The 21,888-nt window shown below is 62.1% G+C and carries 21 protein-coding genes; 11 read left to right on the top strand and 10 right to left on the bottom strand.

From position 1 onward, the window contains the following. Positions 1-32: 32 nt before the first annotated feature. The 4 genes from ccoM to ACMCNM_RS05570 form a co-directional block, all read right to left on the bottom strand. Entirely contained in the window at positions 33-149 is a 117-nt protein-coding gene (gene ccoM, locus ACMCNM_RS05585; protein WP_003254862.1) for a cytochrome c oxidase subunit CcoM, read from the bottom strand. Positions 150-284: 135 nt separating this feature from the next. Continuing rightward, positions 285-446 carry a hypothetical protein gene (locus ACMCNM_RS05580; protein WP_077068735.1) on the bottom strand — a complete coding sequence of 54 codons (162 nt, stop codon included), beginning with the start codon at positions 444-446 and terminating at the stop codon, positions 285-287. 67 nt (positions 447-513) lie between these two features. Then, a complete protein-coding gene (locus ACMCNM_RS05575; protein ID WP_085273530.1) occupies positions 514-843 on the bottom strand; it encodes an aspartate-semialdehyde dehydrogenase in 330 nt (109 codons plus the stop codon). Between the two features lie 61 nt (positions 844-904). Next, complete coding sequence (locus ACMCNM_RS05570; RefSeq protein ID WP_027594244.1) at positions 905-1,600, bottom strand: M949_RS01915 family surface polysaccharide biosynthesis protein; 696 nt, start codon at positions 1,598-1,600, stop codon at positions 905-907. 151 nt (positions 1,601-1,751) lie between these two features. On the opposite strand from ACMCNM_RS05570, the gene rapA reads away from it, so the two are divergent. Both rapA and ACMCNM_RS05560 read left to right on the top strand, forming a co-directional pair. Then, positions 1,752-4,598 (top strand): RNA polymerase-associated protein RapA, encoded by a 2,847-nt coding sequence (gene rapA / locus ACMCNM_RS05565; protein ID WP_027594243.1) that lies wholly within the window; start codon positions 1,752-1,754, stop codon positions 4,596-4,598. 281 nt (positions 4,599-4,879) lie between these two features. After that, a complete protein-coding gene (locus ACMCNM_RS05560) occupies positions 4,880-7,144 on the top strand; it encodes a putative bifunctional diguanylate cyclase/phosphodiesterase (protein WP_412764060.1) in 2,265 nt (754 codons plus the stop codon). On the opposite strand, the gene ACMCNM_RS05555 is transcribed toward ACMCNM_RS05560, so the two are convergent. Then, positions 7,044-7,931, bottom strand: a complete 888-nt coding sequence (locus ACMCNM_RS05555) for an NAD(P)-dependent oxidoreductase (RefSeq protein WP_027594242.1) — start codon at positions 7,929-7,931, stop codon at positions 7,044-7,046. The genes ACMCNM_RS05560 and ACMCNM_RS05555 overlap by 101 nt on opposite strands. Positions 7,932-8,136: 205 nt before the next feature. Continuing rightward, positions 8,137-8,448: a DUF2288 domain-containing protein gene (locus ACMCNM_RS05550; RefSeq protein ID WP_027594241.1), complete on the bottom strand. Its 312-nt coding sequence runs from the start codon at positions 8,446-8,448 to the stop codon at positions 8,137-8,139. A gap of 360 nt (positions 8,449-8,808) precedes the next feature. On the opposite strand from ACMCNM_RS05550, the gene ACMCNM_RS05545 reads away from it, so the two are divergent. The 8 genes from ACMCNM_RS05545 to nhaA all read left to right on the top strand — a co-directional run bounded on the left by ACMCNM_RS05545 (position 8,809) and on the right by nhaA (position 17,884). Continuing rightward, the gene (locus ACMCNM_RS05545; RefSeq protein ID WP_085273536.1) at positions 8,809-9,924 is read left to right on the top strand and encodes a branched-chain amino acid ABC transporter substrate-binding protein; all 1,116 of its coding nucleotides are present in this window, start codon (positions 8,809-8,811) and stop codon (positions 9,922-9,924) included. A 187-nt stretch (positions 9,925-10,111) separates the two neighbouring features. Then, entirely contained in the window at positions 10,112-11,035 is a 924-nt protein-coding gene (gene livH / locus ACMCNM_RS05540) for a high-affinity branched-chain amino acid ABC transporter permease LivH (protein ID WP_008097482.1), read from the top strand. Continuing rightward, positions 11,032-12,288, top strand: a complete 1,257-nt coding sequence (locus ACMCNM_RS05535) for a high-affinity branched-chain amino acid ABC transporter permease LivM (protein ID WP_085273537.1) — start codon at positions 11,032-11,034, stop codon at positions 12,286-12,288. The genes livH and ACMCNM_RS05535 overlap by 4 nt, the downstream gene beginning before the upstream one ends. Then, the gene (gene livG, locus ACMCNM_RS05530; RefSeq protein WP_027594237.1) at positions 12,285-13,052 is read left to right on the top strand and encodes a high-affinity branched-chain amino acid ABC transporter ATP-binding protein LivG; all 768 of its coding nucleotides are present in this window, start codon (positions 12,285-12,287) and stop codon (positions 13,050-13,052) included. Before ACMCNM_RS05535 ends, livG begins: the two co-directional genes overlap by 4 nt. Continuing rightward, positions 13,053-13,754 (top strand): ABC transporter ATP-binding protein, encoded by a 702-nt coding sequence (locus ACMCNM_RS05525; protein WP_085273538.1) that lies wholly within the window; start codon positions 13,053-13,055, stop codon positions 13,752-13,754. 237 nt (positions 13,755-13,991) lie between these two features. Further along, a complete protein-coding gene (locus ACMCNM_RS05520) occupies positions 13,992-14,666 on the top strand; it encodes a COG3650 family protein (protein ID WP_027594235.1) in 675 nt (224 codons plus the stop codon). 103 nt (positions 14,667-14,769) lie between these two features. Continuing rightward, positions 14,770-16,383: an NAD(P)/FAD-dependent oxidoreductase gene (locus ACMCNM_RS05515; RefSeq protein WP_186682734.1), complete on the top strand. Its 1,614-nt coding sequence runs from the start codon at positions 14,770-14,772 to the stop codon at positions 16,381-16,383. 325 nt (positions 16,384-16,708) lie between these two features. Next, entirely contained in the window at positions 16,709-17,884 is a 1,176-nt protein-coding gene (gene nhaA, locus ACMCNM_RS05510; protein ID WP_339550789.1) for a Na+/H+ antiporter NhaA, read from the top strand. Between the two features lie 78 nt (positions 17,885-17,962). Here nhaA and ACMCNM_RS05505 read toward each other — a convergent pair whose 3' ends face one another. Then, positions 17,963-18,427 carry a glycine zipper 2TM domain-containing protein gene (locus ACMCNM_RS05505; protein ID WP_027594232.1) on the bottom strand — a complete coding sequence of 155 codons (465 nt, stop codon included), beginning with the start codon at positions 18,425-18,427 and terminating at the stop codon, positions 17,963-17,965. Positions 18,428-18,578: 151 nt separating this feature from the next. Here ACMCNM_RS05505 and ACMCNM_RS05500 point away from each other — a divergent pair, with 151 nt between their 5' ends. After that, a complete protein-coding gene (locus ACMCNM_RS05500; protein WP_412764059.1) occupies positions 18,579-18,812 on the top strand; it encodes a hypothetical protein in 234 nt (77 codons plus the stop codon). 140 nt (positions 18,813-18,952) lie between these two features. Here ACMCNM_RS05500 and pdxH read toward each other — a convergent pair whose 3' ends face one another. From pdxH to ACMCNM_RS05485, 3 genes are all read right to left on the bottom strand, one after another. After that, complete coding sequence (gene pdxH, locus ACMCNM_RS05495) at positions 18,953-19,600, bottom strand: pyridoxamine 5'-phosphate oxidase (protein WP_027594230.1); 648 nt, start codon at positions 19,598-19,600, stop codon at positions 18,953-18,955. Positions 19,601-19,619: 19 nt separating this feature from the next. Then, positions 19,620-20,606, bottom strand: coding sequence for an OmpA family protein (locus ACMCNM_RS05490; protein WP_027594229.1), 987 nt, complete (start codon positions 20,604-20,606; stop codon positions 19,620-19,622). 99 nt (positions 20,607-20,705) lie between these two features. Continuing rightward, positions 20,706-21,851 (bottom strand): serine hydrolase domain-containing protein, encoded by a 1,146-nt coding sequence (locus ACMCNM_RS05485; RefSeq protein WP_085273542.1) that lies wholly within the window; start codon positions 21,849-21,851, stop codon positions 20,706-20,708. Positions 21,852-21,888: the final 37 nt, after the last annotated feature.

Raw genomic sequence — 21,888 nt, 5'->3', positions numbered from 1 at the left:
TAAATGCCTTGCGTGCTCGTGAACCCGGAAGGTCAGCGCGGCTTGCGCTTGTTCGAGTCCTTCCAGATGAAAATGCCCAGACCGGCAAAGAATGCGACCATCAACCCAACCGTTACCACACCTGCGATAACCACGTTGTCGAAGAACATGTCGGCCTCCCTCTTCGTTTGCCGTTGTCCGATGGATGCAAGGTAACGAATGTGGGGGCGGGGAAAATTGACCGGGGTCAATGGTGCCCGGGACCGGGCACGCGGGGCGGGCGCAGGGTTGACCTGCGTCAAGTTTCAGCGCTTCTTGGGCTTGCCCTTGGGCTTCTTTTTCTTTGCCGCGCTCAGGGGCATGGCTTGCTCGAAGGCCTGGCGCACTTCGTTCAGGCGCTTTTCCTTGAGGTCGTGGACGCGCTTGGCACGTTCGGCATCAAAATCGATGAGGTTGTCTTGGCTCATGGGTGGGCTCGACGATCAACAGAGACTTGCATGATGAAGCCAGCCAGTGACGCTGACCAGCCCCGCGTCAGACTTCGATGTCGACCAACAGCCCCTGGCGAGGGCTCTCGCCCATCAAGGGGGCGACCGGCACGGTGTTGTCGGCGTTGACTTCATCACCTGGTAACGCGCTGTAAAGCTCGCTGTCGCTTTTTTGCCGACGTTGCTGTTGACGACGCTGTTCATCACGCAGGATCAAGGCCTGCTCCTGCGGGTCGCGCTGCTGCTTGAGGTTGATGGCGCTTTCACCGGAAGTCGGCTGCGCGGGGACCACCGGCTTGATGTCGGGAGTAGGTTTGACCGGGTCCTGTTGCGAGGTTACCGGGGCTGCACTGAGCGGAATAATCGGCGGCAACATGGAAAGTCTCCTATTACCCCTGTATCGGCGGGCGTTGTCCTACCTTGAATAGAGACAACGCTTATTCGACTTCGTCATCGGGGTCGTCATCGCTCGGCGGGCTCGCCTCGCTCCAGGGCCGCTTGTAGACCTGCTGCCAGACTGCGTCCATGTGCTCGCGCAGTACCTGCGGCGCGCTTTTGAGCGAGGCGCTGTCTTCGCGCTCGCCGCCGATCGGCTCCTCGCCCGCCGGGGTGATCAGTGATTGGCCAGTAATGGTGTAGATGGCCTGGCCTTCGCGCATTTCGATGGCGATATCGTGGGGGTCGATGCCGCCGCCGCAGAAGGCATGGCTGGCAACCGTCAGTTCGGCGATACCGTCCTTGTTCAGGTCACTGACATCGCTGACATCGGAATAGAAGTCGACATCCAGGTCCAGCCCCGGGCAGGTGGTTTCCTGTTCGATCTGCCAACGTGCCTTGAATGCATCGCTTTCGGCCGTGCGCCCATACAGCGTGGCCTTGAGCACTACCTTGTCCACTTCCTGCTGGTTTTCCGCGTCGGTGGCCTGGCCGTCGGTGCGGCTCAGCACCAGCAGGCCTTCGCCGTCGCGGTCACGAAAGTGCACGCTCTTGATCGGCGTCTGCACGCCCAGTGCCTCAAGCTGCCCAGGCGTAATCGCCGGCAAGGTCTCGAAGCTTTTTTGCTCGCAGCCGGCCAGCAGCACAAGGCTGCTCACGGCCAGGGAAACGTTCAACCAGCGGTGCTTGGCGGACATGTTGGTGCGCGGCCCTCGTCTACAAGACGGTGTTGGTCGATGAAACGGCTAGACTGTTGGTCTTCGGCACCCTTCGGTGCACTTCAACACTTTGGTCTGACCGGCCGATCCGTTAACATAGCCGGCTTTTCATCGCGGGAGTTCAGGCAGTATGGCGCAGCAGTATCAACCGGGGCAACGCTGGATCAGCGACAGCGAAGCAGAGCTCGGCCTGGGTACCATCCTGGCGCAGGATGGCCGCCTGTTGACCGTGCTCTACCCGGCCACTGGCGACACCCGCCAGTATTCCCTGCGCAATGCGCCGCTGACCCGCGTGCGCTTCTCGCCAGGTGACCAGATCACCCACTTCGACGGTTGGAAGCTGACCGTGCGCGAGGTCGACGATGTCGATGGCCTGTTGGTGTACCACGGCCTGGACGCGCAAAACCAGCCGCGTACCCTGCCGGAAACCCAACTGTCGAACTTCATTCAGTTCCGCCTGGCCAGCGACCGCCTGTTCGCCGGCCAGATCGACCCGCTGTCGTGGTTCAGCCTGCGTTACAACACCTTGCAGCACACCAGCAAGCAGATGCAGTCGTCGCTCTGGGGCCTGGGTGGCTGCCGCGCACAACCGATCGCCCACCAGTTGCACATCGCCCGTGAAGTCGCTGACCGCAGTGCACCGCGGGTGCTGCTGGCGGACGAAGTCGGCCTGGGCAAAACCATCGAGGCAGGCCTGATCATCCATCGCCAGCTGCTTTCAGGGCGTGCCAGCCGCGTACTGATCCTGGTCCCGGAAAACCTCCAGCATCAATGGCTGGTGGAAATGCGTCGGCGCTTCAACCTGCAAGTGGCGTTGTTCGACGCCGAGCGCTTCATCGAGAGCGATGCCAGCAACCCGTTCGAAGACGCCCAGCTCGCGCTGGTGGCCCTGGAGTGGCTGGTTGACGACGAAAAAGCCCAGGACGCGCTGTTTGCCGCAGGCTGGGACCTGATGGTGGTCGACGAAGCCCACCACCTGGTCTGGCATGAAGACCAGGTCAGCGCCGAGTACGGCCTGGTCGAGCAACTGGCCCAGGTGATCCCTGGCGTGCTGCTGCTCACCGCCACCCCCGAACAGCTCGGCCAGGACAGCCACTTCGCCCGGCTGCGCCTGCTCGACCCCAACCGTTTCCACGACCTTGTGGCGTTCCGTGCCGAGAGCGAAAACTATCGCCCCGTCGCCGAGGCGGTACAGGAGCTGCTTGACGAAGGTCGCCTGTCGCCGGAGGCCCACGCCACCATCCATGGTTTCCTCGGGGCCGAAGGCGAAGCTTTGCTGGCAGCCGTCAGCGATGGCGACACCCAAGCCAGCGCGCGCCTGATCCGCGAGCTGCTCGACCGCCACGGCACTGGCCGCGTGCTGTTCCGCAACACCCGCGCAGCCGTTCAGGGCTTCCCCGAGCGCGAGCTGCATGCTTACCCGGTAGCGATGCCGGAGCAATACCGCGACCTGCCGCCTGGCGAAAAAGCCGAGCTGTACCCGGAAGTCGCCTTCCAGGCGCAGGGCGACATCACTGACGACGAGCGCTGGTGGCGTTTCGACCCTCGGGTCGACTGGCTGATTGATACCCTGAAGATGCTCAAGCGCACCAAAGTACTGGTGATCTGCGCCCATGCCGAAACCGCCATGGACCTGGAAGACGCCCTGCGCGTGCGCTCCGGCATTCCTGCCTCGGTCTTCCACGAAGGCATGAGCATTCTCGAGCGTGACCGCGCCGCCGCCTATTTCGCAGACGAAGAGTTCGGCGCCCAGGTGCTGATCTGCTCCGAGATCGGTAGCGAAGGCCGCAACTTCCAGTTCTCTCATCACCTGGTGATGTTCGACCTGCCGGCCCACCCGGACCTGCTCGAGCAGCGTATCGGCCGTCTCGACCGGATCGGCCAGAAGCACACCATCCAGTTGCACGTGCCCTACCTGCAGGACAGCCCGCAAGAGCGCCTGTTCCAGTGGTACCACGAAGCGCTCAACGCCTTCCTCAACACCTGCCCGACCGGCAATGCCCTGCAGCATCAGTTCGGCCCTCGCCTGCTGCCGCTGCTCGAAAGCGGTGACAGCAAAGCCTGGGATGCACTGGTGGCCGATGCCCGCGGCGAACGCGAGCGCCTGGAAGCCGAGCTGCACAGCGGCCGCGACCGCCTGCTGGAGCTCAATTCTGGCGGGGCCGGTGAGGGCCAGGCACTGGTCGAGGCGATTCTCGAACAGGATGACCAGTTCGCCCTGCCGATCTACATGGAAACCCTGTTCGACGCGTTCGGCATCGACAGCGAAGACCATTCGGAAAACGCCCTGATCCTCAAGCCGAGCGAGAAAATGCTCGACGCCAGCTTCCCGCTGGGTGACGACGAAGGCGTGACCATCACCTACGACCGCGCCCAGGCGTTGTCCCGCGAGGACATGCAGTTCCTGACCTGGGAGCACCCGATGGTTCAGGGTGGCATGGATCTGGTCTTGTCCGGCTCGATGGGCAACACCGCTGTTGCGCTGATCAAGAACAAGGCGCTGAAGCCAGGTACCGTGTTGCTCGAACTGCTGTTCGTCAGCGAGGTGGTAGCACCGCGCGCCCTGCAGTTGGGACGTTACCTGCCGCCGGCAGCCCTGCGCTGCCTGCTCGACACCAACGGCAACGACCTGGCGTCGCGCGTGGCATTCGAAACGCTCAACGACCAGCTCGAAAGCGTGCCGCGCGCCAGCGCCAACAAGTTCGTCCAGGCGCAACGTGATGTGCTGGCCCAGCGCATCAGTGGTGGTGAAGCCAAGATCATGCCGACCCACGTCGAGCGGGTGGCCGAAGCGCAGCGTCGCTTGCAGGCCGAGGCCGACGAAGAGTTGGCGCGCATGGTTGCCCTGCAAGCCGTCAACCCAAGCGTGCGCGACAGCGAAATCGACGCCCTGCGCAAGCAGCGTGAAGAAGGCCTGGCGATGCTTGAAAAAGCTGCCCTGCGCCTCGAAGCCATTCGCGTGCTGGTAGCCGGCTGATACACCCCGCCCCTGTAGGAGCAGCCTTGCGCTGCGAAGAGGCCAGTTCAGACACAGCCAATGCTGTGGCTCTACTGGCCTCTTCGCAGCGCAAGGCTGCTCCTACACGTGGCGCGGCACAAGCAGTCATATTCCTGGCTGCTATTGAACGCATAACCAAATCGTAGCAATCAAAGTGCCATTAGTCAGGAAGGCCTAACCACCTCTTCCTATACTGCCTCTGGACAGTCTCCCAAGGCGTTGTACCGGAGACGCGTGAAAACTCGGCCAAGAGGCACGCAATGGACTGGTTGGGACTGCAACTGTTCGCCGATCTGCCGGCAACCGGACGCATCTTCATCGATTGTCGCCACGAGCCTTTCCTTGTTCTGCTCGCCTTTACCGTGGCCTGCGCGGCTTGCTTCGCGACCCTGGACATGGCCGAGCGCCAATCCCACAACGAACACCCCACCGCACAACGCCAGTGGCGCGTGCTTGGCGCCTGTTGCCTGGCCGGCGGTGTCTGGGCCATGCATTTCATCAGCATGCTGGCCTTCCAGGCGCCGGTGGAAGTCCACTACGACGTCTCGCTGACCGTCCTCTCGTTGCTCATTGCATTGATCGTTGCCTGGCTGGGCATGAACAGCCTCAACCGCAGCCAAATGCGAGTGCAGCATTACCTGCAAAGTGCCGTGCTGATTGGTGCCGGTATTATCCTGATGCACTTTGTCGGCATGGCCGCCCTCGAGACCGGCGCCCGGCAGTACTACCAGACCGGGCTGTTACTGGCCTGCGTGGTCATCGCCATACTCACCAGCCTCGCAGCGTTGCTGTTGGCGCGGTATTTCCGCAATGGCAGCGGCACGTTGCACCAAGCCCTGAAGTACGGCGCCAGCCTGGTGATGGCCGGTGGCATCGTAGCCACCCACTTCACCGCGATGTCGGCCATGACCCTGGTCATCCCCGCCGATACCGCCCTGCGCCTGCCCTCGGCAGACAACAGCCTGCAACTGGGGCTGACCATTGCCTTCATTACCCTGCTGATCAGCGGCGCCAGCATCAGTGCGGCACTGGCCGACAAGAAGCTGCAAAGTAAGGAGCATGACCTGCGCCGGGTCAGCATCCTGCTCAGCCAATTGGACCAGGCACGGGCCTCGCTGCAACAGGCCGCGCATTACGACGCCCTGACCAACCTGATCAACCGCCGCGGTTTCAATCAGGTATTCGCCGAACGCCTCGCCGAACAGACCACCAGTCAAAACCGCCTGGCGGTGATGTTCCTCGACATCGACCATTTCAAGCGGATCAACGACAGCCTTGGCCATGCCGCCGGCGACGAACTACTCAAGGTGATTGCCAACCACATCAAGGCAGCCACCCGCAGCCACGACCTGGTGGCGCGTTTCGGGGGCGACGAGTTTTGCGTGGTCACCAGCCTCAACAACCGTGACGAGGCACGTCACCTGGCGCAGCGCATCATGCAACGGATGAAGGAACCCATCGACCTGGGTGGCCGGCGCATGGTCATGACCACCAGTATCGGTATCAGCATTTTCCCGGACGATGGCCACACCGCTGAAGAGCTGCTCAAGCACGCCGACCTTGCCCTGTACCAGTCCAAGGGCAACGGCCGCAACAGCCTCAACTTCTTCAACGACAGCCTGAAAACCCGCGCCACCCTCGCCCTGCAGCTGGAAGAAGAACTGCGCATCGCACTGCTGGAGGAACGCGGGCTGTGCGTGCACTACCAGCCCATCTTCGACCTGCGCAATGGCCAGGTGGCCAAGCTCGAAGCCTTGGTCCGCTGGCAGCACCCGCAACACGGCTTGCTCGGGCCCGACCGGTTCATCGGTATCGCCGAAGCGAATGGTTTGATCATCGACCTCGACCTGTGGGTGCTGCGCCACGCCTGCGCCGACCTGGCGCAACTGCACCGTCACGGCTTTGCCGACCTTAAGGTCACCGTCAACTGCTCGGCGGTAACCCTCAGCCACGATGAGCTACCCAGCGAAGTGGAGAAAGCGCTGTATCACTCGGCGCTGGCGCCCCGCCACCTGGAGCTTGAAGTCACCGAGAATGCCTTGATGGGCGATATTCAGCGCACGGTCAACCTGCTCAAGCGCGTGCGCGCCCTCGGCGTGGCCTTATCGATTGATGACTTTGGTACCGGTTATTCGTCACTGGCCTACCTCAAGCGCCTGCCGCTGGACGTGCTGAAAATCGACCGGACCTTCCTGCAGGAGGTACCCGGCAGCCAGAAAGACCGCGAGATCGTCCAGGCCATCATCGTCATGGCCCACACCCTGCACTTGCAGGTAGTCAGTGAGGGGGTGGAAACCGTCGAGCAACTTGAATTCCTCGAAACCCACGGCTGCGACCACCTGCAAGGCTACCTGCTCGGCCGCCCGGTGGCGTTGGGCGAATTGCGGCCCATCCTGGAGCGGCTGGAGCGCGACAAAGGCGTGCTCAGCCCTTGCTGCGATACAGCGATACCAGGGTCGCCGGATCTTTTTGCAAGTAGCCCTGGCTACCGTGCAAGCGCATCAATTGCGCGGCGAGGCCACTGAGCGGTGTCGCCGAACCCTGCTCGCGGGCAAATTTGACCGCGCTGTCGAGGTCTTTGAGCAGCGTACGCACATGCCACTTGATCGGCTCGAAGCGGCTTTCGGCCATTTGCGGGGCGAGGATCTGCAAGGGTTTCGAATCGGCAAAACCTCCCGCCAACGCCTCAGCGATCAGTGTCGCATCAACCCCCGATTGCTCGGCCAACGCCACCACTTCGGCGATCACCAACGCATTGCAGGCCACAATCATCTGGTTGCAAGCCTTGGTCACCTGGCCTGCACCCACGGCGCCCATGTGCGTTACACGTTGGCCCAGGGTCAGCAGCACCGGCTGCGCGCGTTGCAAGTCAGCCGCTTCGCCACCCACCATGATTGCCAGGGTGCCGGCCTCGGCCCCCGGCGTGCCACCGGACACCGGCGCATCCAGCCAGGCCATGCCACACAGCGCCGCGAGCTCGGCAGCCATCTCACGGGTGGCGGTCGGTTCGAGGCTGGAGAAGTCGATCAGCAGTTGGCCACTGCGCCCGCCCTGGGCAATGCCCTGTTCACCAAACACCACCTCGCGCACCACCGGCGTGTCAGCCAGGCACAGCAGCACCATATCGCTGTCGCGGCACAATGCGGCCGGGCTTGCTGCCAGGCGCGCGCCTGCCGCCACCAGTTCGGCGCATTTGTCCGGGCTGCGGTTCCACACCGTCAAGGGGTAGCCGGCAGCCAGCAGGCGCCGACACATCGGCAGGCCCATCAGGCCAATGCCGGCGAATCCTAGCGAAGGTAGTTGTGAACTCATGAACGACTCCTTGCACATTTGTTATTTTTTGAGGCCGCAATCAGGGCCTAAGGCGCGCGCGTACCCGCGAGGGGGCGCGCAGCGGCCACATTACGCATCCCGTAAACTGTTACCGCCACGCCGAATTGTTACTTACCTCTACCCGGCTGATCGCCTTCAAGCACCAAATTAAGGCGGGCTGCGCATTTTCACGCACCAAAAACGATCACGCCGATTCCGAACGCTTCGCTTGAATCACGATAAACGGTGAAACCACCACCGCCCAGATCTCTGGGTCGCGGTTTTGCAGGTCCAATGCCTGCTCAGCAGTCACCGGCCCCACAGTGCCATCACTGCGCCACTTGGCGAAGATCTCGCTGCGATTCTCGGCCATTGCTTCGGCAACGGCGATCAGGTCCAGGCTAGGGTCGACCCAAATCAGGTCACCCTTCGCCCAGAAGCGCTCCAGTGCTTTCCACTCGATGATTGCCGTCTCGCCAAGCAATTTGGCATAGAGGGTGCTTGTTTGATCAGTCATGGGTTTGTACCCGCAAAAATCGGCCAATAAAAAAGGCCGGTATTTTTGCAGAAAAACCCGGTTTCAAATACGTAATTTGGTCGATCGGCCCCGAACTTGTGGGGTGGGGCCGCAGATACAGGCAAATTGATGGCGCCTTTCTGTATCTTTGTGTCGATCAAGCGACAACCCAGGAAACAGGCTCTTTTTGACCGCTTTTCAAGCGCTCGGACAGCGCTCTACACTGTACCGGTACAGTTCCGGGACATGTTCCGGGGGAAGGTGGGCATGCAGTATGGCGTGGCCATACCGCACATCCCGCCCGGTCTGTAGCCCTGGCCGCCAGGACTATAAGAATTACAACAGAATGAGTGGAGCACTATGATCAAGATTTCCAAGCTGTTCGCCGCAATGGTTCTGGCCGGGGTAGCCAGCCATTCGTTTGCCGCCGATACCATCAAGATCGGGATCGCAGGGCCTAAGACCGGCCCTGTCACCCAGTACGGCGACATGCAGTTCATCGGCGCCAAGCAAGCCATCAAAGACATCAACGCCAAGGGCGGCGTCGATGGCAAGATGCTCGAAGCCAAGGAATACGACGACGCCTGCGACCCTAAACAGGCCGTGGCAGTCGCCAACAAAGTGGTCAACGACGGCGTCAAGTTCGTCATCGGCCACCTGTGCTCCAGCTCCACCCAGCCTGCGTCCGACATCTACGAAGACGAAGGCGTGATCATGATCACCCCCGCCGCCACCAGCCCAGAAATCACCGCCCGTGGTTACAAGCTGATCTTCCGCACCATCGGCCTGGACAGCGCCCAGGGCCCGGCAGCCGGCAACTACATCGCCGACCACGTCAAGCCCAAGGTCGTTGCGGTCCTGCACGACAAGCAGCAGTACGGTGAAGGCATCGCCACCGCGGTCAAGCAGACCCTGGAAGGCAAAGGCACCAAGGTAGCCGTCTTCGAAGGCCTGAACGCCGGTGACAAAGACTTCTCCTCGATCATCCAGAAGCTCAAGCAGAACAACGTCGACTTCGTCTACTACGGCGGCTACCACCCAGAGCTGGGCCTGATCCTGCGTCAAGCTCAGGAAAAAGGCCTGAAAGCCAAGTTCATGGGGCCGGAAGGTGTCGGCAACGACTCCATTTCGCAGATCGCCCAGGGCGCTTCCGAAGGCCTGCTGGTTACCCTGCCGAAGTCGTTTGACGCAGACCCTGCGAACAAGGCCATCGTCGACGCCATCAAGGCTGACGGCAAAGACCCAAGCGGCCCGTTCGTGTTCCCGGCCTACTCGGCTGTCGAGCTGATCGCTGAAGGCATCAAGGCCGCCAAGTCGGAAGACACCGCCAAGGTTGCCGAAGCCCTGCACGCTGGCACCTTCAAGACCCCTACCGGCGACCTGTCGTACGACGAGAAGGGCGACCTGAAAGACTTCAAATTCGTGGTCTACGAATGGCACTTCGGCAAGCCGAAGACTGAAGTTTCCCCTCAGTAACTGCGTGACTAAATAGCTGACCGTAGAAGCCCACTGTGCGAGCAGTGGGCTTTGTTTTACGAGGTTCATGGGCCTGATCCCCGCGATCCGGGGGCCGGTCCACCTGAAAATCTTAAAACCGTCACCCGCGGTTTCCTGGCCGTACCCCTGCCAGTGAAATGCAAATCAGGTTTTTAGGAGCGCTGTAATGCCTGAGATCTACCATTTCTTCCAACAACTGGTTAATGGATTGACCATCGGCAGCACCTATGCCTTGATCGCCATCGGTTACACGATGGTGTACGGCATCATTGGCATGATCAACTTCGCCCACGGCGAGGTATACATGATCGGTTCCTACGTGGCCTTCATCGCCCTGGCGGGCCTGGCCATGATGGGTATCCATTCGCTGCCGATCCTGATGACCGTCGCCTTCGTCGCGACGATCTTCGTCACCAGTGCCTATGGTTACAGCATCGAACGGGTTGCCTACCGCCCCTTGCGCAACAGCAACCGTCTGATCCCGCTGATTTCCGCCATCGGCATGTCGATTTTCCTGCAGAACACCGTCTTGCTTTCGCAGGACTCCAAGGACAAATCCATCCCCAACCTGATCCCTGGGAGCTTCTCTTTCGGGCCAGGCGGTGCTGAAGAAGTACTGATCAGCTACATGCAGATCCTGGTGTTCGTCGTCACCCTGGTGGCCATGACCTTGCTCACCCTGTTCATCTCCCGTTCCCGCCTGGGCCGCGCCTGCCGTGCCTGCGCCGAGGACATCAAGATGGCCAACCTGCTGGGCATCAACACCAACAACATCATCGCCCTCACCTTCGTCATCGGTGCCGCACTGGCGGCGGTGGCGGCCGTGCTGCTGAGCATGCAGTACGGGGTGATCAACCCCAACGCCGGCTTCCTGGTGGGCCTCAAAGCCTTCACCGCCGCTGTGCTGGGTGGCATCGGCAGCATTCCGGGCGCCATGCTCGGTGGGCTGGTGCTGGGTGTGGCCGAAGCCTTCGGCGCCGACATTTTCGGCGACCAGTACAAGGATGTGGTGGCATTCGGTCTCTTGGTACTTGTCCTGCTGTTCCGGCCGACCGGCATCCTGGGCCGCCCGGAGGTTGAAAAAGTATGAACAAAAATCTTAAACAGGCGTTCTTCAGCGCCTTGCTGGTCTGGGCCGTGGCCTTCCCGGTGCTCGGCCTGAAACTGAGCATCGACGGCATCAGCCTGGCCGTGCACAGCCAAGGGTCGTTCACCATCAGCATCATCGCCGTCTGCTCGGTGCTGATGTTCCTGCGCGTGCTGTTCGACAAGCAGTGGAGTTCGGTGATGGGCCGCCGCTCGGATCGCAAGCTGGTCCCGCCTGCGGTGAGCAACTACCTGACCCTGCCCAAGACCCAGCGCTGGATCATCATGGGGCTGATCGTGGCTGCGCTGGTCTGGCCGTTCTTCGGCTCGCGCGGTGCGGTCGACATCGCCACGCTGATTCTGATCTACGTGTTGCTGGGCCTGGGCCTGAACATCGTGGTCGGCCTCGCGGGCCTGCTCGACCTGGGTTATGTGGGCTTCTATGCCGTGGGTGCCTACAGCTATGCCATGCTGTCGCATTACCTGGGCTGGAGCTTCTGGGTCTGCCTGCCGATCGCCGGCCTGATGGCCGCCACTTTTGGCTTCCTGCTCGGCTTCCCGGTGCTGCGCTTGCGCGGTGACTACCTGGCGATCGTGACTTTGGGCTTCGGCGAGATCATCCGCCTGTTCCTGCGTAACCTCACCGACTGGACCGGTGGGCCTAACGGCATCAGCAACATCCCCAAGCCAGAGTTCTTCGGCCTGACCTTCGAACGCCGTGCCGCCGAGGGCATGCAGACCTTCCACGAGTTCTTCGGGCTGGAATACAACTCGATCAACAAGGTCATCTTCCTCTACCTGGTAGCGCTGCTGCTGGCCTTGCTGGCACTGTTCGTCATCAACCGCCTGCTGCGCATGCCGATCGGTCGTGCCTGGGAAGCCTTGCGTGAAGACGAGATCGCCTGCCGCGCACTGGGCCTGAACCCTACCGTGATCAAGCTCTCGGCGTTCACCCTGGGTGCCTGCTTCGCTGGCTTCGCCGGCAGCTTCTTCGCGGCTCGCCAAGGCCTGGTGACCCCCGAGTCGTTCACCTTCATCGAATCGGCGATCATCCTCGCCATCGTCGTGCTCGGCGGCATGGGCTCACAACTGGGCGTGATCCTCGCGGCCATCGTGATGATCCTGTTGCCTGAGCTGATGCGTGAGTTCAGCGAATACCGGATGCTGATGTTCGGTGCGCTGATGGTGTTGATGATGATTTGGCGTCCGCAAGGCCTGCTGCCTATGCAACGTCCACACATGGAGCTGCGTCGATGAGCCGCGAAATTCTGCAAGTCAGCGGCCTGAGCATGCGCTTCGGCGGCTTGTTGGCGGTCAACGGCGTGGCCCTGACCGTCAAGGAAAAACAAGTGGTGGCGCTGATCGGCCCGAACGGCGCCGGCAAGACCACCGTGTTCAACTGCCTGACCGGCTTCTACAAGCCCAGCGGCGGCACCATCTTGCTCGATGGCCAGCCGATCCAGGGCCTGGCCGGCCACCAGATCGCCCGCAAGGGCGTGGTACGGACCTTCCAGAACGTACGCCTGTTCAAGGAAATGACCGCGCTGGAGAACCTGCTGATCGCCCAGCACCGGCACTTGAACACCAACTTCTTCGCAGGCTTGTTCAAGACCCCGAGCTTCCGCCGCAGCGAGAAGGAGGCCATGGAGCGCGCGCAGTACTGGCTGGAAAAGGTCAACCTGACCGAATTCGCCAACCGCACCGCCGGCACCCTCGCCTACGGCCAGCAACGCCGCCTGGAAATCGCCCGCTGCATGATGACCCAGCCACGGATCATCATGCTCGACGAACCGGCAGCAGGCCTGAACCCGAAAGAGACCGAAGACCTCAAGGCCCTGATCGCCTACCTGCGCGAATCACACAACGTTACCGTGCTGCTGATCGAGCACGACATGAAGCTGGTGATGAGCATCTCCGACCATATCGTGGTGATCAACCAGGGTACCCCCCTGGCCGACGGCACGCCGGAGCAGATTCGCGACAATCCTGATGTGATCAAGGCTTACCTGGGGGAAGCGTAAATGCTGAAGTTCGAGAACGTTTCCACCTTCTACGGCAAGATCCAGGCACTGCACAGCGTCAACGTGGAAATCAACCAGGGCGAGATCGTCACCTTGATCGGCGCCAACGGCGCGGGCAAGTCGACCCTGCTGATGACCTTGTGCGGCTCGCCGCAGGCGCACAGTGGCAGCATCAAGTACCTGGGTGAAGAACTGGTCGGCCAGACCTCCTCGCATATCATGCGCAAGAGCATCGCCGTAGTCCCCGAAGGGCGCCGCGTGTTCGCCCGCCTGACGGTCGAAGAGAACCTCGCCATGGGCGGTTTCTTCACCGACAAGGGCGATTACCAGGAGCAGTTGGACAAGGTCCTGCAGCTGTTCCCGCGCCTGAAGGAGCGCTATATCCAGCGCGGCGGCACCATGTCCGGTGGCGAGCAGCAGATGCTCGCCATTGGCCGGGCGCTGATGAGCAAACCCAAGTTGCTGTTGCTCGACGAGCCCTCGCTGGGCCTGGCCCCGATCATCATCCAGCAGATCTTCGACATCATCGAACAGCTGCGCCGTGACGGCGTGACCGTGTTCCTGGTGGAGCAGAACGCCAACCAGGCGCTGAAGATCGCTGACCGTGCCTATGTACTGGAAAACGGACGGGTGGTGATGCAGGGCACGGGTGAAGCGCTGCTGAGTGACCCGAAGGTGCGTGACGCGTATCTGGGTGGTTGATGAGCAAAGGGCCTTCGGGCCCTTTGTTCTACCTGCTGCATTTTTATGGCCTGTGCCGGCCTCTTCGCGGGTAACCCCGCTCTCACAGGTACTGCACAGCTTTGAAAGTCTCTGCGGGTCTGTGGGAGCGGGTTTACCCGCGAAGAGGCCGGCACAGGCTATCAACAAAGCTTGTGATCGCCGCGCACCCTGAGTAACGTGGCCAGCTCTTTTGCAACGATCGCCGGAGCCCGCCCCATGCGCCTCACCCCCTCCCTGCTGCTCGCCGCCATGCTGCCCCTGTTCGCCGGCTGCCAGCTCATGGCTGCCACGCCGACCGACCCGAACATCGGCACCACGCGCATGCAGGGCGAACTGAGCGCCGCCGGGGGCCAGTTGCTGTTCAAACCCTGTAATGAAAGCCGCCGTTTCGTGATCAACGACGCCGCCAGCACTGGCATCCTGCAGGAAGCCGCCAACCTCGCCAAGGATGCTGGCGACAAGCTGTTCGCCGACGTGCGCGGCCGCCTGACCGGCAGCAAGCAGGCCAACACCGACGGCCAGCTCGACGTCCGCCGCCTGTACCGCCTGGAGCCCTCGACCCGGGCCTGCGAAGACCCCAACTTCAAACAGCTGACCCTGCGTGCCAACGGCCACGAACCCGACTGGGACATCAAAGCCAGCGGCAAAGGCATGGTCGTCAACCGCGTAGGCCAGGCGCCGCTGCCCCTGCCGTTCCTGGAAGAAGAAGTACCCGGTGGCGGCCTGACCCTGACCAGCGAAGCCAACGGCCAGCACGTGGAGCTTTGGGTCGCACCGCAACGCTGCGTGGACAGCGCGACCGGAGCAGTCCGTCACTTGCGCGCCGAGCTGCGCATCGATGGCAAGACCCTACAAGGCTGCGGTTACTACGGTGGTGCACGCGACAACTGATCGCCGGGCGCTTTTATCCTGCCAGTCAGGGCGGCGAACAGCTTATACTTGGCGGTTTGTGTAAAGCCGCCGGCCGCCCATGGCCGGGATATTGGACCCTGCCATGCTACGAATCACCGAACTGAAGCTGCCCTTGGACCACCCTGACGAAGCCCTGCGCGAAGCCATCGTCCAGCGCCTGGGCATCCGCGATGAGCAATTGCTCAGCTTCAACCTGTTCAAGCGCAGCTACGACGCACGCAAGAAAAACAGCGAACTGCTGTTCATCTACACCATCGACCTCGAAGCCAGCAACGAAGCCGAGCTGCTTCGCACATTCGCAGACGATCGCAACATCGGCGTCGCGCCTGACGTTACCTACAAGTACGTCGGCCACGCCCCTGCCGAGGTAGAGCAACGCCCGATCGTGGTCGGCTTCGGCCCCTGCGGCATCTTTGCCGGCCTGTTGCTGGCGCAGATGGGCTTCAAGCCGATCATCCTCGAGCGCGGCAAAGAAGTGCGCCAGCGCACCAAGGACACCTGGGGCCTGTGGCGCAAAAGCGTGCTCAACCCGGAATCCAACGTGCAGTTCGGCGAAGGCGGCGCCGGGACGTTCTCCGACGGCAAGCTGTACAGCCAGATCAAGGACCCGCTGCACCACGGCCGCAAGGTGTTGGAAGAGTTCGTCAAGGCCGGTGCGCCCGATGAGATCCTCTATATCAACAAGCCGCACATCGGTACCTTCCGCCTGACCGGTATGGTCGAGCAGATGCGTCAGGACATCATCGCCCTGGGCGGCGAAGTGCGCTTCCAGGAGAAAGTCACCGACCTGCTGACCGATGATGGGCAACTGACCGGCGTGGTATTGGAAAGCGGCGAGCAGCTGCATTCGCGCCATGTGGTCCTGGCCCTGGGCCACAGTGCCCGCGACACGTTCCGCATGCTGCACGCCAAGGGCGTGTTCATGGAGGCCAAGCCCTTCTCGGTCGGCTTCCGTATCGAGCACCCGCAAACGCTGATCGACAAGGCGCGCCTGGGCAAGTACGCCGGCCACCCGAAACTCGGCGCCGCCGACTACAAACTGGTGTATCACGCCAAGAACGGCCGTTCGGTGTACAGCTTCTGCATGTGCCCAGGCGGCACCGTGGTCGCAGCCACCAGCGAGCCCGGCCGCGTCGTTACCAACGGCATGAGCCAGTACTCGCGTAACGAACGCAATGCCAACTCCGGCATCGTCGTCGGCATCGACCCGGAACGCGACTACCCGGGTGGCCCGTTGGCCGGTATCGAGCTGCAGGAGCGCCTGGAAGCCCACGCCTACGTGATGGGTGGCAGCAACTATCAGGCACCGGCGCAGTTGGTTGGCGACTTCGTGGCCGGCAGGCCGTCCACTGCCCTGGGCAGTGTCGAACCGTCGTATAAACCGGGCGTGACCCTGGGCGACCTGGCGCCGAGCCTGCCGGACTTCGCCATCGAGGCGATCCGCGAAGCACTGCCGGCATTCGATCGGCAGATCAAAGGCTACAACCTGCACGATGCGGTGCTGACCGGTATCGAGACGCGCACGTCTTCACCGCTGCGCATTACCCGGGGTGAAGACTTCCAGAGCCTGAACCTGAAGGGGCTGTTCCCAGCGGGCGAAGGTGCGGGTTATGCGGGCGGTATTCTGTCCGCTGGCGTCGATGGCATTCGCATTGCCGAGGCGGTGGCGCGGGATATGCTCGGGCTGAACGCATAAGGCCCGCTTCTGGTAGGAGCAGCCTTGTGCTGCGAAGAGGCCGGTGAAAGCAGCGAAGCGCTATGTGCTGCCACTGGCCTCTTCGCAGCGCAAGGCTGCTCCTACACGGCATCGAGTCTGCGGGGCTCAGCAGTGCCAGAAAAGCCTGCAGAGATAATCGGATTCCCCCTACCCACGCTTTCCGCAACACCGTCTAGGCTTGCCACAGCCCAGGCAGCAATAACATATAACAAAAACGAATATAGTTTTTGTTTTAAAGCATATCGCCACAGGCTAGGGTGTACGCCCGTTCCATCCTTAATCTCTCAGGGAGAGCCCATAGCCCGTGCGTAGCCTCTTCACCCGATTCTTTCAGCTCGAAGCTGCCAGCGGTCTGCTGTTGATCGCCGCGGCCGTTCTTGCGCTGGTCATCAACAACTCACCTTTGTCCTACCTGTACAACGGCCTGCTCGATGTCCCGGTGGCGGTCAAAGTTGGCGCGCTGGAAATCGCCAAGCCCTTGCTGCTGTGGATCAACGACGGCCTGATGGCGCTGTTCTTCCTGCTCATCGGCCTGGAGGTCAAGCGCGAGGTGGTCGACGGCCACCTCTCCAAGCCCTCGCAGATAGTCCTGCCCGCTACCGCTGCGGTGGGTGGCATGGTGATACCAGCCCTGATCTACTGGTTCATCAACCGCGACGACCCCGCTGCGGTCGCCGGCTGGGCCATCCCCACCGCCACCGACATTGCCTTCGCCCTCGGCGTGCTAGCACTGCTGGGCAAGCGCGTACCGGTTTCGCTGAAGCTGTTCCTGATGACCCTGGCGATCATCGATGACCTGGGTGCGATCATTGTCATTGCCCTGTTCTATTCGGGCACCTTGTCGAGCGTCTCGCTGTTGCTGGCCGGCGCCTGCCTGGTAGCGCTGCTGGCCATGAACCGGCTTGGCGTGGTCAAACTCGGGCCCTACCTGATCATCGGCCTGGTGCTTTGGGTGTGCGTGCTCAAGAGCGGTGTTCACGCCACGCTGGCGGGTGTCGCCCTGGCGCTGTGCATCCCACTGCGCACCCGCAACGCCGAAACGTCGCCGCTGCTGTCCCTGGAGCATGCCCTGCATCCTTGGGTTGCCTACGCCATTCTGCCGCTGTTCGCCTTCGCCAACGCCGGTGTTTCGCTGGCAGGCATGAACCTGGAAAGCTTCACTCATCCAGTACCGATGGGTATCGCTGTCGGCTTGCTGCTGGGTAAGACGGTAGGGGTCTTCGGCCTGACCTGGGTGGCGATCAAACTTGGCCTGGCCGCGTTGCCGGCAGGCGCAAACTGGGGGCAATTGCTGGGGGTGGCGATCCTCTGTGGCATCGGCTTCACCATGAGCTTGTTCGTGGGCTCGCTGGCATTCGTGCCCGGCAGTAGCGATTATGCGGGCATGGACCGCATGGGCATCCTTACGGGCTCGTTCTTCGCCGCGGTCATCGGCTATGCCGTCACTGCGATGGCCAGCCGCAAACCCCTCGCAAGCTAAAAACAGTGGCATTAAAAAACCCCGACTGGCGTGGCCATGTCGGGGTTTTTTATTGTAGCGCTACAACCGGGTCAAGGCTCAGTGCGAGACGCGGCTGGTACCGTCGACGGTCATGATGCGAACACGGTCGCCAACCCGGAAAATCTCGTTTTCCTGAACGGCCTGCACATAGGCACGCATGCTGCCGTCATCTTCACGCACGGTGATTTCAACACCCTGGGTGCGAGTGATGCCTTCCTCGGCGGCAGAACCTGCCAGGCCACCGGCCACTGCACCAATTACGGCCGCAACGATGCTGCCGCGGCCACCACCGACTGCACTGCCGGCAACGCCACCGACAATGGCGCCAGCGCCACCGCCGATTGGGGTCTTGGTGCCTTCGATCTTGACCGGACGGAGGGATTCGATGGTACCCATACGCACTGTCTGCACGCGACGGGCCTCATCACGGGAGTAGCTATCGCCGGTCAGGCTCGAGGCACAGCCCCCCAGCAACAGCGACATGGTGGTAAAGGTCGCCACCAGCAAAGCGGATTTACGCATAGGTAAAATCTCCAAAAGTCATCGGTGTCCATTAGACGCTGCGCGTTGACGGCTGTCACGACGCAGACGCAATAAAATTGTTTTCATTCAGCCTGGGTACAGCCTGCATGGACTGTATCGTGGGGCCTTTCAAGTGAGACCAAGGATAGCCATGGATTACTTCATCGTCGTGGTGACAACTGTCGCAGGGCTGTACTTCCATGGGTGGCTGTATGTGCGCATGCGCCGCTGGATGGACCGCGACCTGGCGCTATCGATGGCCGGGAAGGATGCGCAGAAGCGTGACTACATGTTGCAGCGGCTGGAGCAGGCACGCAGAGAGAGGGTCAAGCGCAAGGCGCTGGCGAGTTGGTTGGAGCGGGAGGCGGCGGCTTATACGAGGTAACCTGATCGATCGCTGGGGCCGCGTTGCGGCCCATCGCGACACAAGGCCGCTCCTACAGGGGAACGCGCCAGTTGCTGGATACACGATCTCCTGTAGGAGCGGCCTTGTGTCGCGATGGGCTGCAAAGCAGCCCCAGGATCTCAGGGTGCCAGCCGCTCTCGCAGCCATTGCCCATCGACCAGGCGGTAATTCAACCGGTCATGCAGGCGGCTCGCCCGCCCCTGCCAGAACTCGATACGCTCAGGCAACAGACGGTACCCTCCCCAGTGCTCGGGGCAATGCGGCTGAGTGTCACAAAACCGCGCCTCGGTCGCCTTTACCAGCGCTTCCAACGCTTCGCGGCCGGTTATTACCTGGCTTTGCGGTGAGGCCCAAGCCCCCAGGCGGCTGCCCAGCGGTCGCACCTGGTAGTAGTCGTCCGACTCCTTGGCCGTGACCTTTTCCACACGCCCTTCGATACGTACCTGGCGCTCCAGCGCCGGCCAGAAGAAGGTCATGGCGGCGAAAGGGTTGGCCTGCAGTTGCTGGCCCTTGGCACTTTCGTAGTTGGTGAAGAAGGTAAAACCACGGTCATCGAGCCCCTTGAGCAGCAAGACGCGGCAATGGGGCCGGCCCTCGCCATCGACCGTGGCGAGGGTCAAGGCGTTGGCCTCAACCGGGGGTTGTTCAGTCTTCACCGCATCGGCGAACCACTGGTGGAACAAAGCGAACGGCTCCCCCGGGGCCTGGGCTTCTGCCAGACCATCACGGGTGTAGTCGCGGCGCATATCGGCCAGGGTTTGAGTCATGGCTGCGTTTCCTTGACGATCAGTTGGTCTTCGCAGGGCTGTTGGCGGCTACTTTCTTGTCGGTGGTCGCCTTCTTGGCAGCGGGCTTGGCCGGCGCGGCTTTGCTTTTTGCAGCCGTCTTGGCGGGTGCCTTGGCTTTGGCGACAGGCTTTTTCGCGGCCGGTTTGGCAGCGGCCTTGGCAGCCGGTTTGGTGCTGACAGCCTTGGCGGCAGGTGCCTTGGCATCCTGAACCGCGACCATCGACGCTGGGGTCGGTGCTGGCGCGGCCTGTTGGTATTTGGCCAGCAGCGCGACCATGGTGTTCTGAGGCGTCAGCAGCAATTCCACACGGCGGTTCAGTGCACGGCCTTCGGCGCTGTCGTTGGCGGCGCGCGGCATGACCGACCCCATCCCCTTCAGGCTCAGGCGATCACGTTGCAGGCCGCTGAGGCGGAAAATCGCCGACACCGAGGCGGCGCGCTCCAGGCTGAGCTTCTGGTTAGCCGCTGCAACACCGCTGCTGTCGGCATGGCCCAGCACCAACACGGCGGTCTTGGAATCGCCCTCGACGGTCTTGGCCACACGGGTGATCGGGCCCAGGGTCATCGGCAGCAGCATGTTCGGGCGATCAGGGTTGTACGAGCTGTCCACCGGAATGGTCACCGCCAGCACGTTGTCACGGCGCTCCAGTTCCAGCTTGCTGTCCTTGATGGCTTCACGCAGCTTGGGCTCGTATTCGTCCAACCAGGCCTGGGTGGCTTTCTGGTCGATCTTGGGTACAACGGGCCCTTTGGCCGTGTCGTCGCCGCCAAACGGCCACCACCAACGGCTTGCGCTTTCGGACTTGGCATCGGCCTTGGCGACCTTTTCGGTGACGGCTTGCTTCACTTCCTGCTCGGCAACCTGGTCCGACCCAAAAGGCCACCAGTTGAAACCACTGTCCTTCGCGGCGTCCGGGGAGTGGCTGGCGCAGCCGGTAACGGCGGTCAGGCACAGGGCGAGTGCTAAGGTTTTATGTGAAGACATCAGCGATACACCATGAAATAGAAGGAAATTTTGCCAACGCACTTAACGCGTAGACATTGAGGATAGTCAAAGGGGTCAGCCAATACCCGCATTACCCGATCAAAGGCAACTGGCAAGGACGCGGACCAACTTCTGGGCTCTTGGGTCCATGAGCACATACGGGCCAAGGGTATTGACCACAAAACCGAATGCCACATCGTGCTCTGGGTCGGCGAAACCTACCGAGCCGCCCGCGCCGGGATGCCCGAACGCACGGGCACCGAGGCCAAAGGTGGCATTGGCCACCTCGGGCTGGTCAAGCATGCAGCCCAGGCCGAAACGGGTCTGGGTCAGCAAGGTGCGATCCTGGCCGATACTGTGCTCGCGGGTGAGTTCGTCGAGCAGCTCGGACTCGAGCAGGCTGCCATCGAGCAGCCCGGCATAGAAGCCTGCCAGGCTGCGGGCATTACCGTGGCCATTGGCCGCCGGTTGCTGCATGCGCCGCCACTCGGGCTTGTTGGTACTGGTGAGAATCGCTGGCGGGTTGGTGAACGCACGGGTCGACAGCGCCTCGGGCTCACGCATGGTCACCTGCAGCAAGCGCTGGGCCGCGGCATCGCCGGGGTTACCCTTGCCGCGTGCGATATGCGCCACGCGGTAAAACTCGTCATCCGCCAGGCCGACATGGAAGTCCAGCCCCAACGGCCGGGCCGTACGGGCCACGATCGAATCGCCTGGGCCACGGCCGTCTGCACGGCGGATCAGCTCCCCGATCAGCCAGCCATAAGTGATGGCGGCGTAGCCGTGTTCGGTGCCGGGCGCCCACCACGGGGTTTCGGCGGCCAAGGCATCGACCATCGCCTGCCAGTCATACAACGCCTCGGCAGGCAGCAACTCACGGATGGCCGGCAGGCCAGCGCGATGGCTGAGCAACTGGCGCAGGGTGATGGACTGCTTGCCGGCCTGAGCGAATTCGGGCCAGTAACGCGCGACCGGAACATCCAGCGCCAATTTGCCCTCGCCTACCAGTTGCAAGGCGGTGACGGCGGTGAAAGTCTTGGTGCAGGAGAACAGGTTGGCGATGGTGTCGCTGTGCCAGGCCTGCTGCCCGTCCTTGTCGCTGGTGCCCGCCCACAGGTCGATCACGGTCTCGCCGCCCACCTGGATGCACAGCGCCGCGCCACGCTCCTGGGGATCATCGAACAACTCGGCGAAGGCTTCACGCACCGCCTCGAACTTCAGCTCATAGTGACCCTGGATCTGCACCCACTGTTCTCCGTACGACCTTCTGAAAATGGCGTGC

The sequence above is a fragment of the Pseudomonas sp. NGC7 genome (assembly GCF_047159675.1).
Classification (GTDB): Bacteria; Pseudomonadota; Gammaproteobacteria; order Pseudomonadales; family Pseudomonadaceae; genus Aquipseudomonas; species Aquipseudomonas kermanshahensis.
This window is presented reverse-complemented; position numbering and strand designations above follow the sequence as displayed.